The sequence below is a fragment of the Bradyrhizobium sp. genome, assembly GCF_035652035.1.
Taxonomy (GTDB): domain Bacteria; phylum Pseudomonadota; class Alphaproteobacteria; order Rhizobiales; family Xanthobacteraceae; genus Bradyrhizobium.
Genome location: NZ_DASREO010000015.1, coordinates 1 through 15612, shown reverse-complemented (window position 1 = coordinate 15612; position 15612 = coordinate 1). Strand labels below are relative to the sequence as shown.

Below are 15612 nucleotides of genomic sequence, written 5' to 3'. Positions count from 1 at the left end.
TCCTCCGGATCGGCCGATGTACCCCGGCCATGGCGCGCGATAGCAAAAACAGAACGCCGTTGCAATTTATTTTGAAACGGTGTTTCATTTTTGATCGAGCGCATCAAGGCGCTTGCATCCCGCCAAACAGAGGCGTTTCACTTGAAAAGTGCAGCGCCGGCCGCCGGTTAGGGCGATCAGCGGGCCCAGGGAGAGACCATGCTGCCACGCATTGCCGATATGCCGGCCCCTGCCGCATTGCATGCCGACCTCATCGCGGAACTCCGGCTGCGCGGGTTCGAGGGCGATCTGGCACCGGCCTATTCCGACCGGATCGTCTCAGCGACTGACAACTCAATTTACCAACTCCTCCCGCAAGTCATCGTATTTCCGCGGACCGTCGACGACTTGGTGCGCCTTGCACGCGTTACGGCCGAAGATCGTTTCAAGGACATCGTGTTCGCTCCGCGCGGCGGCGGAACCGGTACCAACGGCCAATCGCTGACCGAAGGCCTCGTCGTGGATGTCTCCCGTCACATGAACCGCATCCTCGAAATCAATCCGGGGGAGCGCTGGGTACGGGTGCAGGCCGGCGTGGTGAAGGATCAGCTCAACGCCGCACTCGCCGAACACGGCCTGTTCTTTCCGCCGGAACTCTCCACCTCCAATCGCGCCACGATCGCCGGCATGATCAGCACCGACGCCAGCGGCCAGGGCTCCTGCCTCTATGGCAAGACGCGTGACCACGTGCTGGAGCTGACCACCGTGCTGTTGGACGGCACGATCTGGACCTCGCGTGTGATCGAGGACGAGGAACTGCAGCAGGTCAAGCAGCGCAGCGACCGTGTTGGCGCGGTTCATCGGCTGGTCGACGCGATCCAGCGCGAGAAGGCGGACCTGATCGCCGCCCACTTCCCGAAACTGAACCGCTGCCTGACCGGCTACGACCTCGCACATATCCGCGACGATCGAGGACGCTTCAACCTCAACTCGATCCTCTGCGGCAGCGAAGGCACGCTGGCGCTGATCGCCGAAGCCAAGCTCAATTTGGTGCCGATCCCGAAGCACAGCGCGCTGGTCAATGTGCGCTATGGCAGCTTCGATGCCGCCCTGCGCGATGCGCAGGAATTGATCCGGTTTGGCGCCGCCTCGATCGAGACCGTGGATTCCAGGGTACTCGGCCTCGCGCAGAGCGATGTGATCTGGGAGTCCGTTCAACAATACTTTCCGGAGGACGACGGACAGCGCGCCACGGGCGTGAACCTCGTCGAATTCGTCGGCGACGTCGAGGCTGATGTCGAAACGTCCGTGCGCAAGGTGACTGACGCGCTCGCGTCCGTCGGGACATCGCGCGGCCGCCGCGGCTTCACCGTGACGCGCGGCGAAGCCGACGTCGGCGCCATCTGGGACATGCGGAAGAAATCGGTCGGCCTGCTCGGCAACATGCAAGGCGACAAGCGTCCGATTCCCTTTGTCGAAGACACTGCCGTGCCGCCGGAACACCTCGCCGACTACATCGCCGAATTCCGCGCCGCCCTCGACGCTCGCAACCTCACTTACGGCATGTTCGGTCACGTCGATGCTGGCGTGCTCCACGTGCGCCCCGCGATCGACATGAAGGATCCGACACAGGAGCTGCTGATCCGGGAGATCACGGAAGACGTGGTCCGGATCACCAAGAAGTATGGCGGCCTGCTATGGGGTGAGCACGGCAAGGGCGTCCGCTCCGAATTCTCACCGCGCTTCTTCGGCCCGCTCTACCCGACCCTGCAATCCATCAAGGCCGCGTTCGACCCCCGCAATCAGCTCAATCCGGGCAAGATCGCCGCGCCCGCGGATGGAAAACTGCTTGAGATCGACGGGCTGACCACGCGCGGCCAACTCGACCGGACCATCGCCCGCTCCATCCGTGCCGCCTATGACGAAGCCCTCCACTGCAACGGCAATGGCGCGTGCTTCACCTGGGACGCGGATGAGGCGATGTGTCCGTCCTATAAGGCGACGCGCGATCGCCGGCATTCGCCGAAAGGCCGGGCTTCGCTGACCCGCGAATGGTTGCGCCAGCTGTCCGCGCTCGGCGTCGATCCCCTCGCCGAAGCCGACAAGCTGCGCAAACGCCCGCTCTGGCAGGAATTGCCCGCAAGACTGCGCAACAGCTGGAGTCGCGCGCCGGATTTCTCGCATGCGGTGAAGGAGGCGATGGACGGCTGCCTCGCCTGCAAATCCTGCAGCGGGCAGTGCCCGATCAAGGTCGATGTCCCCACGTTCCGGGCGAAATTCCTCGAACTCTATTACGGCCGCTACCTGCGGCCGCTGCGCCATCACATGGTCGCTTCGCTGGAAGCGATGCTGCCAGCACTCGGCAAAGTCGGTGGGCTGTATAATTTGCTTGTCGATAACCTGGCGGGTCGCGCAGCGATGCGGGTGATCGGCCTGGTGCATACGCCAAGATTCTCCGACGTTTCACTGCAACGAGAATTAGCGGCGCGCGAGATTGCAATTGCAACGCCGGCGGCGCTGGCCGCGCTGTCGGCCGAAGAGCGCACACGCAGCGTGGTGCTGGTGCAGGACGCTTTCACGAGCTGGTACGAAACGCCTATCGTGGTGGCGGTGCTCGATCTGATGCAGGCGGTTGGCTTCAAGCCGTTCGTCGCGCCATTCCTGCCGAACGGAAAGCCGCTGCACGTGCACGGCTTCCTAGGTGCCTTCGAGCGCGCCGCATTGCGTAACGCCGCCATGCTGCGCGATCTGGCCACCACGGGCGTCGAGCTGGTCGGCGTCGACGCCTCGATGACGCTGACCTATCGCTCGGACTACACCATGCTGGCGGAGGCGGACCGTCCGCCGCCGGTGCTGCTGCTTCAGGAATGGCTCACCCGTCACCGCGACGCGATTCCGAGATCACTGAATGCCGGCGAGGAATATCTGCTGCTGCCGCACTGCTCGGAGCGGTCGCTGGCTGCGCCCAGCCAGAAGGATTGGCAAGCGGCATTCGCAGCAGTGGGCGCGGCACTGCGCGTGCTGCCGTCAGGCTGTTGCGGGATGGCGGGGACCTATGGCCACGAGGCTGAGCACCGTGCCACGTCGGAGCAAATCTATGCGATGAGCTGGAGCAAACAGGTGGCCCGATGGGCGCAGAGCGGCCGCCTTCTCGCTACCGGCTATTCCTGCCGATCGCAGGTCAAGATCGTGGACGGGCAGGCCCTGCCCCACCCGGCACAGGCGCTGTTGGCGTGCTTGCGCGCGGGCTGACTTAGTCGGCGTGCGAGAACATCGGCAGGCCCGGCGTCTCGAGCTCGGCGCGGATCAACGTTCCCGTGCGGCTTTCGGTGATGAAGAGGCTTTTTCGCTCCGGCCCACCGAAGGCGAGATTGGTGTTGCCGACGCCGGCGCAGGACACGATGCGATCGAGCGGCTCTGCTAGAGGTGACAACCGCCACACCGAGCCGAAGCCGGTGTGGCAGACTAGCAGATTGCCGCCGCTGTCCAGCGCCAGCCCGTCGGGTCCACCGGGACCGCCATGCAGATGCGAGAAGATGCCGACCTTGGTCGTCAGGCCGCTGGCAGGCAGCGGCACACGCCAGATCTGGTTGGCGCGCGTCACCGCGACGAGCAGAAAGCTCTCCTCCTGATCGACTACGATGCCGTTCGGACTCGGGATCGTGTTGATCAGGCACGTCAGCCGGCCATCGGGCATCAGCTTCCAGACCCGCCCCGTTGGATCGTGCATCCCGGTCTGGCCCTGGTCGGTGAAATAGAGATTGCCCGACGGCGCGAAGACGAGATCGTTCACGCCCTTGAAGCTCTCGCTCGCCGCCGTCTCCAGGAACGGCGTCACTGCGCCACTCGCTGGATCGAGCAGCATGATCCCACGCTTGTAGTCGGTGATGAAGATGCGGCCGTCGCGGTGGATCTTCAGCCCGTTCGGCCAGCCGTCATATTCGGTGACGAGCTCCCACGCGCCTTCCCCGCTGACGCGGAAGATGCGCCCATACGGAATGTCCGTGACGTAGAGCCGTCCCTGACGATCGAAGGACGGACCTTCAAGGAAGGAGTCGATCTGGCGGCCACCCTGGTTGGCGTCTGCCCAGGCCGTGCGACGCGATTTCCGGAATTGGTCCGGAAGCCGCGTGAAGACGGTCGTCTCGATGCGGCGTGGCGGATTGAAGAATGTCATTGGACACCTCGCGGAAAGCCGTAAAGCTCAGCCGGGTTGTCGACGAGAATGCGCGTGAATGCGGCCTCTCCCGCCCATTGGCTGAAGAGATCGAACAGCCGCGCATCGTCTGGCTTATTCTCTCTCTCGGAGGGATGCGGCCAGTCGCTGCCCCAGACCAGTCGCTCGGGCGCCGCCTTGACGTATGCAACCGCAACGGCGCCGGCATCGGCATAGTCGGGGGCGCCCAGCTTGCTCGACACGTAGGGGCCGGACAGCTTGACCCAGGTCTTGCCGCGATCGAGCAGCCCGCGAATGACCTTGTAGGGCGCACTTGCCAGACCGTCCGGCTGTGGTACCTGCGCGAGATGGTCGAACACGAGTCGCCCGGGCAGCGCCGCAAGCAGGTCCGCGTTGTCCTCGATCTGCTTCGGACGCATGTTGATCTGGCAGTGCCAGCCGAGATCGGCCAGCCGCGGGGCAAGCAGCTTGAGCGAACCGATCGATAGCACGCCGGGAAAGCCGAGATTGAAACGGACGCCGCGGACACCCTGCTGGTCGAGTTGCCGCAATTCCCGATCCGAGACATCCTCGGCGACGACGGCGATCACGCGAAAATTCTCAGCGCCGAGCGCATTGCGCGATGCGATCTGCAACCGATTGTCCGTTCCGTAGGTGGAGGGCTGGATGATGACGCCGCGCGTGGTGCCGATCCGGCACTGCAATGCCCGATAGTCGTCAGGCAAGGCGTCTTCGGGCAGCAAGGTTGCGCCCTTCATCACCGGATAGGTCTTGTCATAGGTGTGGAAATGGCAATCCGTGGCACCCGGCGGCGCAACAAAGCGCGGCTTCTCGGAGCCACTCGACCAACGCACTTCCTCTGCCCGCGCTGCCGAGATGGGCGCAAGCGCGGATGCAGCGAGACCGGCTAGCACTGTCCTTCGCGTGAGCGACGCTAATGCCACGACGTTCGTCCTCCCGATGGCTTGTTATGAGCAGGCTTATAAGCCCGTCGCGGTGGGCCGGCAAGATGAAATGAAACGACGTTTCGTTTTACGTCGGGACGTTTACCGGGCGGGCGGCGCTGCGTTTGCGCGGGCTTTTCCCCGCAGCGGGCGGTGTGCCCCCGCATGCCAAGGTCAGTTTGTGCGCAGCCTCGACCAGCGGTCCCTTGACCTGCTCGGCCCGCGCCTCGGTGAGCCGGCTGATCGGGCCAGAAATGGCCAACGCACCGACCAGAGTGTCCGCAATGCCGAAGACCGGCATGGCGAGCGCAGCGGCGTGCGGATCGGTGACGCCGGACGTGAAGAGCGGGAGTTCATCGTCAGGACCGGGTGGGCCTGCCTCGTAGCGCAGCAGCGTCCGGGCGATTGCGGACTTGTCCATGGGCCTGGTATCGCCCGGTTGCACGGTCATCCTGATGCGGTTGGTGCTCTCCACGCGGAACAGGCAAAGCCGCTCTTCGCCATTTCGAACATAGAAGGAGGTGGTCTCACCCGTCTTCGCCGCAAGTTGCTCGAGCACGGGCATGACGTGGTCGGAAAGGCGAAACGCCTGCTGATAGGCTGTCCCAAGCCGCAACGTCTCCGCATCGAGGCGATAGGAGCCGTCCGGCAGCCGCGCAATCAGCCGATACTGCTGCAGTGACAGAGCGAGCCGCAAGATCGTGCTCTTGACCAAACCTGTCCGCTCGGCCAGTTCGGCCAGGCTCAAGGCGCCGTCGCCCCGACGGAACGCCGTCAATACCGCCAAAGCGCGTTCGGCGGCCGATACCCCCTTGAGCGCGCCTGGCTCCTTCTTGCTTTGCTTAGCCATCTCGAACCCTCTTTCCTCGCAATCTCCTACGTTATTCCTAGCGCTGGTAGAAGCCCCAGCCGGCGATCCGCGAAAAAGAGCTTGCAAAGAAACAGGTTGGTCGCTGGAGCGATTTAAGCTGTTTCGCAGTAAGCCCGCCCACGCAACTCAGTGACCCGCCCGACCGAAAAATCCGGAAACGCGGCCAGTGATTTCGAGGACAACGCAGGGGGTCGTAGTAGCTCCACACCGAGGAAGGCTTCGTCCAGGCGGGCGGTCCTTACCGAAGTGCAAGCGCTACGCCGCCTGATTCAACTTTTGCCGAGCAGGGCGCGATGGCACCAGCCGGCGCGCGTTTTTACCGAGGTACACGACACCGAAATGATCCGGCCGCACTAACCGAGTGGCTGCAATACAGGCAGGGCCTCAGCCGTGCGCGATGAACTCTTGCATTTCTGCGCGCAACGCGATCGTCAGGCAGTGAATGCTATCGCGCGCGATGTCGCAGGAAATCGTAGTTTGGCGTACAAAATCGTGCAAATGGCGGAGAGAGTGTCAGTCAATCCCTATTGAAACACAAAGCATTTTCGGCATTCCCAGGCCAAAACCCACCATTTGAGCCACGGGCCGAAATGGAAATTTCGGCCGCCGGCAAAAGCCTGTTCAAGGTCCCTTTGCGCTGCGGCGACTCTTTCATGTATGTCTCCCACTCTTACCCAGGGGTCTAGTTTGTTTGTGCGAGCGCACTCCTGATCAACATCGCGACCGAACCGTCGTCGACGAAGCCAAGCGCGCGCTCGTCGGCGACGTCCAGTCCGGGAAAGCGCCCGAATGTCGCCTCGATACGGTCATCCGGACGGTACTGAACGAGCACGCTCGTTCCGCTCCGCAGGACGCGGCACCTAGCCGCAATGGACGAAGCCGGTATCGAGATCATGGTCCTGTCTCAGACCGGGCCCGCCGTACAAGCTGAGCCTGATGCAACTATTGCAATAAAGCGGGCACGGGAGAACAACGATTTTCTGGCGAAGCAAATACAACGTCGGCCAACGCGCTACGCCGGCTTCGCAACCTTGGCCATGCATTCGCCGAGAGAGGCTGCGACTGAATTAGGAAGAGCGATCCTCGAACTCGGCTTCAAGGGAGCCCTTGTTCACGGACACACCAATGGCCGCTACTATGACGACGCTTCCTACGATGTCCTGTGGGAGCGTCTGGAAGCGCTAGATGTGCCACTATATTTGCATCCAACCGATTTTCCTGAACTTCCCAAGACTTTTCAAGGCCATCCGGAGTTGACGGCTGCGGCTTGGGGCTGGGGCGTAGAGACTGGCACCCACGCTCTCCGGCTTCTGTTCGGCGGTGTGTTCGATCGTTATCCAAGCGTGAAGATTGTGCTCGGCCATATGGGGGAAGGTTTGCCATTCCTGAGATGGCGGTTCGACAGTCGATTCGCCGTCTATTCGCATGGCATCAATCTCAAGCGGCGACCGTCCGAATACATTGGCAGCAATATTCTGATCACAACGACTGGCGTCTGCTCCCCGGCAGCCCTTCTGGGAGCCATAGAGGAGGTCGGTGCTGACTCTGTGATGTTTTCGGTCGACTACCCTTACGAGTCGGCAACTGTCGCGGCCGATTTCATCGAGCACGCCCCCTTGAACGACGAAATTCGAGAAAAGATCTGCTATCGCAATGCAGATCGCCTTCTCAAATTAAAATCGGCATGACCAGCCCGCGATGCTCGACGGCTGAGCGCCGCCTCTAAGACTCTGCTTCCATCGAAGCCAGGCATGGAAGTGGACCCCCTACATACGTGCGATCAATGGCGACGATCGAACTTGAGTCCGTCCAATGGTCGACAACAGTGACGATATGCCCGAGCTCACGGTGAACCGGCTCGTCTTCATCGTCCAACCCACTCTATCATGGTCCCTTCTTCCGCGAATTCTTCGACGTTCCGAAGCAACTCGAGAAGGAGATCAACGCGGCGGGCTCCGGCGTGATCGTGGATGCCCAGAAGGGTTACGTTCTCACGGCAAACCGCGTCGTCGCGCAAGCCTCGCAAATGCAGATCAGAACCAAGGACAGAGGAAAATTCGCAGCGAAGCTGGTGGGCCGCGAACGCTGCCACCGATGTGGCACTCCTGCAGATCAGGGATCCAAACGGTCTTAAGGCGATCGCGCTCGGAAACAGCGATGCGCTTGAGGTTGGCGACTTCGTCATTGCAGTCGGCAATCCATTCGGCCTTGGGCAGACGGTCACCTCCGGCCTTGTCAGCGCTTTGGGGCGCACAGGCCTCGTCAAGCAGGGTTATGAGGATTTCATCCAGACTGATGCGGCGATCAACCCCGGCAATTCCGCGGCGGTTTGGTCAATCTCAAGGGCGAACTCGTCGGCATTAACACCGCAATCATATCGCCGGGCGGCGGCAAATGTCGGCATCGGCTTCGCGGTGCCGATCAACATGGCGAAGTGGCGAAGAAGGTGATGAGCCAGTTGATTGCGACCGACCATGTCGAGCGCGGACGGATCGGGATTGTGCTCGAAGATATTAATTCGGCGGCGGCCGGCGCCTCAAAGGCGCGAGGATCAGGGAAATTAGCCCAGGTTCTCCGGCCGAAAGCGCCGGTCTGCGCAAGGGCGATGTCATCCTGAAGGCAAATGATCTCCCGATCCGGGAGCGCAACCCAATTGCGCAACTTGATTGGCCTTACTCCGGTCGGGCAACATGTCCAGATGATCGTTGAGCAAGATCACGCGCAAGAGGGCTTGACTGTCGAGGTCGCTCCTCTGGACGACCGAAAGCCGAAGATGCGGTAGCCGAACGCGGCGCCTACCGACTCTGAGATGGTCCGTTTTGCTCGCTCTAATTTCCTATCCTACGACGAGCACGTAGTCGACCTGTACCATCGGTTCTGCGCACTGTATCGAATGGGGTGAAGATACAGAAAGAACGGAAAAGTCGCACAGCTATCCGCCCGACGCGAACTCCGACCACAAAAACGTCGCAGGGGACGCGGTTTGTTCTCAACCGACAATTGGCGAAGCTATTGGAAACCAGGGATCTTTCCTTTGGTGGGCGCACCAGGGCTCGAACCTGGGACCCGCTGATTAAGAGTCAGCTGCTCTACCAACTGAGCTATGCGCCCGGCGCTTGGGACCGGAAAGCCTTTGCAAGCGGCCGTCGTTTAGCAAAGCGGCCCGGCGATGTCCAGCAAGCTGGCGCAACTTTTCCAAGCCTTGTTCAGGAGGTTAAGACACGGAAAAGCCGCCGGAATCCGGCGGCCTCCCGGATCTGGCGATCCCATGGGATCCGCCCGCCTCAGAGCCGATCCGAGCCGCCGTCGTGGTCTGGCCGCGGGCCGCCTTCATGCTCCATCCAGCGATGCCGCCAGCCGCCCTCGCCGCCCATCCGGCCACGGTGGGTGAGCAGCGCGAGGCGCCGCTTCTGGCCGTCGTCGAGCGTCTTGTAGAGCGGGTCAGCTGCGTCCGCGATCTTCTTCAGCGCCGCCGAGGTCGCCGCCATGTCGTCGGCGCGCTGGCGCAGCCGCGCCACCGGATCATCCGGCGTATCCTCGTCCCTGTTCTGCGCGTCCTCGCGGGCCTTCATGCGCGCATTGGCCCGGTCCATCCGAAGCTTGGCAAAATCCCGCACCGCACTCTCCACCGGCGGCCACAGCTTGTCCTGGTCGGGCGTCAGCTTCAGCCCGGCATGAACCGCCGCAATCCGCGCATCCAGCATCGCGGCGCGATCCTCGGGGCTCAGCCGCATATGCTGCAGGTGCTCGCGAAACCAGCCATGGTGAGCGTAAACCGCGGTCGAGGCGGCGATCGCGAGCGCGGCCATTCCGGCGATTGCAAACCTTCTCATACGAACCTCCTCCGAAAGGCTAGGCCTGGCTTCAGGATGGTCGGAACGCCGCATGCTTTCAACTTACACTTTGGACAGACAGCACAGCCCTACTTCGATTTAATCAAGATTAACCGGCACTGAACGGCGCTAGATCATGCCGAGCAGCCTGGGAAGCCATAGCGAAATCTCCGGCACATACGTGATCAGTCCCAGAAACACCGGCATCGCGCACAGCCATGGCAGCACCGCGACGGTGATCTCGCTGATCCCCATCTTGGCGATACTCGAGGCGATATAGAGATTGAGCCCGACCGGCGGATGACACAGCCCGACTTCGGTATTGACAATCATTAGCACACCGAGGTGCACGGGATTGACGCCGAGCTTGGTCGCCAGCGGATAGAGAATCGGTGCCATGATCAACAGGATCGACGATGGGTCCATGACGTTGCCCGCCGCGAGCAGGATCACGTTCACCACCAGCAGGAACATCCAGATCGAGAGATTCTTGTCGATGATCCAGGCCGCCATCGCCTGCGGAATCTGCTCATGGGTCATCAGGAAGGAGAACAGCACCGCATTGGTGATGATGTAGAGCAGCATCGAGCTCATGCTCGCCGCCTGCAGCAGCACCTTCGGCACGTCGGTGAGCTTGAGCTCCTTGTAGACGAACACGGTGATGAAGAAGGCATAGACGGCGGCGACGGCCGCAGCTTCGGTCGGCGTGAAGATGCCGCCATAGATGCCGCCGAGCACGATCGCGATCAGCAATAGGCCCCAGAAGCTGTCGACGAAGGCCTTGACCTGCTGGCCGAGCGTCGCCCGCTTCATCTTCGGATAGCCGTTGCGGTAGGCGACGAACCAGGTCACCGCGGCCAGCATCAGCGCAAGCAGGATGCCCGGCACGATGCCGGCCATGAACAGCGCGCCGATGGAGGTGTTGGTGGAGACGCCGTACAGCACCAGGATGATCGAGGGCGGGACCAGGATGCCGAGCGCGCCCGAGGTCGAGATCACGCCGACGCCGAAGCGGCGCGGATAGCCGTAGTCGACCATCGCCGGCATCATGATCGAGCCGATCGCAACCACGGTGGCAACGCTCGAGCCCGAGATCGCCGCAAACATCGCACAGGCCGCGACGCCGGCAAGGCCAAGCCCGCCCGGCAGATGTCCCACTAGCGACGTTGTGAAGGCTATCATCCTCCGGGCCACGCCGCCGCGGGTCAGGAAGGTGCCGGCGAGAATGAAGAAGGGGATCGCCATGATGCCGAAATTGTCGAGCCCGGAGAACAATTTCAGGCCGACGCTCTCGATCGGCACCTCCGTCATGGTGAACAGGAAGGTGAGCACGGTCAGGCCGAGCGAAATCGAGATCGGCATGCCCGTCAGCATCAGGGCAAACAGCAGTCCGAAGATGAGTGCCGCGCTCATCAGGCTTCTCCGAGCGCGATCGGCGCCTTCGGGCTGACCTCGATGTCGTCGACATGGGTCGCATCATGATGCGGCAGCTCGCCGGTGCGGTAATAGCTCCACATCACCTGCAGGAAGCGGAAGCACATCAAATACGAGCCGAGCGGGATGCAGGCGTAGACGATCCAGCTCGGAATCTCCATGTCGGGCGAGACCTGATCGGTTTGCATCAGCTCGATGACGAACTTCGCGCCCATGGTGCCGACGATTCCGGTGAACAGCGCGCCGCCGAACAGGCCGAACAGGATGACCCATTTGCGCCAGTTGTCGTGCAGGCGGTTGATCAGCACATCAACGCCGACATGGATGCCGGTGCGCACGCCATAGGCCGCGCCGAACTTCGCCATCCAGATGAACATGTAGATGCAGAGTTCCTGCGACCAGGAGAGATCGATCCAGAACAAATAAGGGTAGAGGACGGGTATATCGACCAGGAAGCGATGGGCGACGGTGATGAAGGTGACGAGCGTCGCCGCGCCCATCAAGCTCGCGATGATGATCTCTTCCAGCCGGTCGAGAATGCGTAAGAACATGCAGATCCGGTCCCCCTGTAACAATGATCGGGCGGGCCGATGCCCGCCCGATCACTCAAATGCTGCCCGGCGCGCCGGTTAGTTGATCGGCCCGCGGCCGGTTTCCTTGAGGAATTCGTCGATCAGCGGCTGGCCGACGCGGGAGGCGACTTCCTTGTAGACCGGCATCATCGCCTGGCGCATCGCCTCGTTCTGCTCGGGCGTCAGCGTGATGATCTCGGTCTTGCCGGCCTTTTTGATCTGCTCCAGCGCGTCCTCGTTCTCCTTGACCGAGAGGCTGTTGCCATACTCGGTCGCTTCCTTCATCGCCTTACTGAGCTGGTCGCGGATGTCGGCGGGCAGGCCGTCCCAGAACTTCTTGTTCACGACCACGACATAGCCGATATAGCCGTGGTTGGTGACGGTCGCGTATTTCTGCACCTCATGCATCTTCTGGGTGTAGATGTTCGACCAGGTGTTCTCCTGGCCATCGACCACGCCGGTCTGCAGCGCCTGGTAGACGTCGGAGAACGCCATCACCTGCGGGATCGCACCGAGCGCGCGGAACTGCGCTTCCAGCACCTTGGAGGACTGGATGCGGAATTTCAGGCCCTTGTAGTCGGAAGGCGCCACCAGCTTCTTGTTGGCGCTCATCTGCTTGAAGCCGTTATCCCAATAGGCGAGCCCGGTCATGCCCTTGGAGTCGAGCCGCTGGAGCAGCTTGGAGCCCAGCGGGCCGTCCGTGACTTTGCGCAGCGCATTCAGGTCGGGAAGGATGTAAGGCAGGTCGAAGACTTCGAATTCCTTGATCCCGATCGGGCCGAACTTCGAGTTCGAGGGCGCCAGCATCTGCACCGCGCCAAGCTGCAGGGCTTCCAGCTCTTCCTTGTCCTTGTAGAGGGTCGAGTTCGGATAGACTTCAACCTTCACCTTGCCGTCGGTGTATTTCTCGGCAAGCTCCTTGAACTTGTCCGCCGCCTTGCCCTTGGGCGTATCGGACGCCACCACATGGCTGAATTTCAGAACGATCGGGTTGTCAGCGGCTGAAGCCGGCCCGACCGAAATGAGGGCCGCTATCGATATGGCGGCCAAAACCAGTTTACGCATCTGTCCTCCCGCGCAGTCTTCTTGAGCGCGGCGCCGATGCGCGCCCGCCCCTGCCACTTTCCAAGTCCGGGGCAGCATTACAGAGAAGAAAGCGCAAATGCCATTGCTCGTTAGCAGGATGTCCATGAAACCCTTGCTGCAACGCAAAACGCGGCGCGAGCATTAGCCGTCGTGCTTGCAACCTCCCGTGTTGGCCGTCTCAGCTCTTGCGGCGCTGGCAATGTAGAACCGTCACCCTGAGGTGCTCGCGGAGCGAGCCTCGAAGGGCGACGGCCCCGCTGCGGCAGCCGGGCCGTTCATCCTTCGAGGCCTTCGCTTTGCGAAGGCGCCTCAGGATGACGGAACAGCTTCGCGCGCCCCGGAATGACGGCCCGAGCCGTCAGCTCGCCGCCACCGCCGGCATGTCGCGCTGGCGCTTCATCACGATCTTGTTCAGCGCGCCGAGATAGGCTTTGGCGGACGCGACCAGCGTGTCCGGATCGGCGGCACGGGCGGTCATCGAGCGGCCGTCCTGCGACAGGCGCACGGAGACTTCCGCCTGCGCGTCGGTGCCCTCGGTCACCGCATGCACCTGGTACAGCTCGAGCTTGGCGTCATGCGGCACCAGACGCTTGATGCAGTTGAAGACCGCATCGACCGGGCCGTTGCCTTCGGCCTCCTCGATCCTGGTCTGGCCGTCGACATCGAGCTTCATGGTGGCGCGCTGCGGGCCGTGGGTCCCGGCAATCACGGTCAGCGAGGTCAGCTTGATGCGGTCGTACGCAGCCGCGATCTCCTCGTCGAGCAGCGCCTCGATGTCCTCGTCGTAAATGTCCTTCTTGCGGTCGGCCAGCGCCTTCATCCGCACAAAGGCATCCTCGATCTGGTTCGAACCCAGCTTGTAGCCCATCTCCTCCAGCTTGTGGATGAAGGCATGGCGCCCCGAATGCTTGCCCAGCACCAGCGAGGACTGCTTCAGGCCGACCATCTCGGGCTTCATGATTTCGTAGGTCGAGGCGTCCTTCAGCACGCCGTCCTGGTGGATGCCACTCTCATGCGCGAACGCATTCCGGCCGACGATCGCCTTGTTATACTGCACCGGGAACGAGGTCGCCGCCGACACCAGCTTTGAGGCGCTCGTCAGCTTGGTGGTGTCGATCTTGTTCCAATAGGGGAACTTGTCGTTCCGCACCCGCATGGCCATCACGACCTCTTCCAGCGCGGCATTGCCGGCGCGCTCGCCAATGCCGTTGATGGTGCACTCGACCTGGCGCGCGCCGCCGACCACGCCGGCCAGCGAATTGGCGACGGCCATGCCGAGGTCGTTGTGGCAATGAACCGAGAAGATCGCCTTGTCGGAGTTCGGCACGCGCTCGATCAGGGTGCGCATGAAATAAGTGTATTCCTCCGGCACGGTGTAGCCGACGGTGTCGGGAATGTTCACCGTGGTGGCGCCCGCCTTGATCACGGCTTCCACAATGCGGCACAGGAAGTCCATCTCGGACCGGGTGCCGTCCTCGGCCGACCATTCGACGTCGTCGATGTGGTTGCGGGCGCGGGCCACCATGGCAACCGAGGTCTCCAGCACCTGCTCCGGCGTCTTGTTCAGCTTGACCTTCATATGCAGGGGCGAGGTCGCAATCACCGTGTGCACCCGGCCGCGCTTGGCGAATTTCACCGCGGCTGCGCAGCGGTCGATGTCGTCGGGGTGGGCGCGGGACAGGCCGGCGATGACGGCATTCTTGGAGCGGCGGGCGATCTCGCTGACCGCCTGGAAGTCGCCTTCGGAGGTGATGGGAAAGCCCGCCTCGATGACGTCGACGCCCATGTCGTCCAGCATCTCGGCGACCTCGAGCTTCTCCTCGAAGGTCATGGTGGCGCCGGGGCATTGCTCGCCGTCGCGCAGGGTGGTGTCGAAAATGATGACGCGGTCCTTCTCGGACTTGGGTACGGAGGTCATTTCAAAATTCCTTTTGGGTGGTTCGCGCGCTTTGGCTGGGGCGCTGAAGGGTTCTTTTGTCCTCGAAAACCCCTGAGCGCCCAGGCGCACGCGCCCAGTCGGCCCTCAGGGGCAGATAAGAAGGAGCCCAAGAAGGAGGGTGGGCAGGGACGCAGCCGAAATCGTGCGGGGACCGACGCTTTGCGCCGCCTTCCCGTCGATTTCCTCGATTTCGCTGCGAATCAGCATTGCCAGACCCTTCGGAGCGGCCAAATCGTCGGCCAAAACGGTTGACGCTTGGTTGCCAACGCCCGCCCCGCAACAATCTTCTAAACGAGAATGGCCAGGAGCTGCAACGCCAAAAGAGCGTCAGAATGGCTGACCTGGTTGGGTCCTTCCCACCTCGCCCGGCAGGCGAGGCGAGGCGAACGGGCTCGCGCGCGCCTGGGGCTTCCATCAATCCTGGCATGGGCATGACTTCGCATCCTCGCGACGGGATTCGCCCGAGCTTTGCATCGTTTGTCACCCTCTCGAGAAAATAGGAGGGCGCAGGGAAGGCCGGGTGAGCGCTGCACCCGTGGGCCCTCGCGCAAAAGGTTGCGCGAAAGGCGCGAAGTCCACAGGTACAGGCGGAATCACACCGGCCTTCCCTGCGCAGTGGTTTACGGCTTACTCCGAGCTCTTGTGTCTGCAAAATCTGCCAGAATGTGCGAACGGGCGGTTCTAACCAACCGCCCGTCGCTGGATCTGAGCCCGTACGTGCTCAAAGGCCGCAAGAGCCTGACGGGGAGCTAGGGACAGATCCGGTGTGTCTTCCTC

The 15612-nt window shown here is 62.3% G+C and carries 11 protein-coding genes, 1 tRNA gene and 1 pseudogene; 3 read left to right on the top strand and 10 right to left on the bottom strand.

What is annotated here, in order from left to right:
- The first annotated feature begins 198 nt into the window (after positions 1-198).
- The gene (gene ydiJ / locus VFB05_RS05005; protein WP_325009469.1) at positions 199-3231 is read left to right on the top strand and encodes a D-2-hydroxyglutarate dehydrogenase YdiJ; all 3033 of its coding nucleotides are present in this window, start codon (positions 199-201) and stop codon (positions 3229-3231) included.
- Between the two features lies 1 nt (position 3232).
- Here the strand turns inward: ydiJ and VFB05_RS05000 are convergent, their stop codons facing one another.
- The 4 genes from VFB05_RS05000 to VFB05_RS04985 all read right to left on the bottom strand — a co-directional run bounded on the left by VFB05_RS05000 (position 3233) and on the right by VFB05_RS04985 (position 6803).
- Complete coding sequence (locus tag VFB05_RS05000; RefSeq protein WP_325009467.1) at positions 3233-4156, bottom strand: SMP-30/gluconolactonase/LRE family protein; 924 nt, start codon at positions 4154-4156, stop codon at positions 3233-3235.
- Positions 4153-5010 carry an amidohydrolase family protein gene (locus tag VFB05_RS04995; RefSeq protein ID WP_325009465.1) on the bottom strand — a complete coding sequence of 286 codons (858 nt, stop codon included), beginning with the start codon at positions 5008-5010 and terminating at the stop codon, positions 4153-4155. The genes VFB05_RS05000 and VFB05_RS04995 overlap by 4 nt, the downstream gene beginning before the upstream one ends.
- Positions 5011-5188: 178 nt before the next feature.
- The gene (locus tag VFB05_RS04990; protein ID WP_325009463.1) at positions 5189-5950 is read right to left on the bottom strand and encodes an IclR family transcriptional regulator; all 762 of its coding nucleotides are present in this window, start codon (positions 5948-5950) and stop codon (positions 5189-5191) included.
- Between the two features lie 703 nt (positions 5951-6653).
- Entirely contained in the window at positions 6654-6803 is a 150-nt protein-coding gene (locus VFB05_RS04985; RefSeq protein WP_325009461.1) for a hypothetical protein, read from the bottom strand.
- Between the two features lie 37 nt (positions 6804-6840).
- Here VFB05_RS04985 and VFB05_RS04980 point away from each other — a divergent pair, with 37 nt between their 5' ends.
- Positions 6841-7659 carry an amidohydrolase family protein gene (locus tag VFB05_RS04980; protein ID WP_325009459.1) on the top strand — a complete coding sequence of 273 codons (819 nt, stop codon included), beginning with the start codon at positions 6841-6843 and terminating at the stop codon, positions 7657-7659.
- Positions 7660-7826: 167 nt separating this feature from the next.
- Positions 7827-8753, top strand: a pseudogene (locus VFB05_RS04975) (trypsin-like peptidase domain-containing protein); the annotation flags it as partial.
- A gap of 253 nt (positions 8754-9006) precedes the next feature.
- Here VFB05_RS04975 and VFB05_RS04970 read toward each other — a convergent pair.
- The 6 genes from VFB05_RS04970 to VFB05_RS04945 all read right to left on the bottom strand — a co-directional run bounded on the left by VFB05_RS04970 (position 9007) and on the right by VFB05_RS04945 (position 14814).
- Positions 9007-9082: transfer RNA gene (locus VFB05_RS04970), tRNA-Lys, on the bottom strand.
- A gap of 173 nt (positions 9083-9255) precedes the next feature.
- Entirely contained in the window at positions 9256-9804 is a 549-nt protein-coding gene (locus VFB05_RS04965) for a Spy/CpxP family protein refolding chaperone (RefSeq protein WP_325009457.1), read from the bottom strand.
- Positions 9805-9933: 129 nt separating this feature from the next.
- On the bottom strand, positions 9934-11217 hold the full coding sequence (locus tag VFB05_RS04960; RefSeq protein ID WP_325009454.1) for a TRAP transporter large permease subunit: 1284 nt from the start codon (positions 11215-11217) through the stop codon (positions 9934-9936).
- Complete coding sequence (locus tag VFB05_RS04955; RefSeq protein ID WP_325009452.1) at positions 11217-11789, bottom strand: TRAP transporter small permease; 573 nt, start codon at positions 11787-11789, stop codon at positions 11217-11219. The genes VFB05_RS04960 and VFB05_RS04955 overlap by 1 nt, the downstream gene beginning before the upstream one ends.
- 78 nt (positions 11790-11867) lie before the next feature.
- Positions 11868-12875: a TRAP transporter substrate-binding protein gene (locus VFB05_RS04950; RefSeq protein ID WP_325009450.1), complete on the bottom strand. Its 1008-nt coding sequence runs from the start codon at positions 12873-12875 to the stop codon at positions 11868-11870.
- A gap of 379 nt (positions 12876-13254) precedes the next feature.
- Positions 13255-14814 carry a 2-isopropylmalate synthase gene (locus VFB05_RS04945; RefSeq protein WP_325009448.1) on the bottom strand — a complete coding sequence of 520 codons (1560 nt, stop codon included), beginning with the start codon at positions 14812-14814 and terminating at the stop codon, positions 13255-13257.
- Positions 14815-15612: the final 798 nt, after the last annotated feature.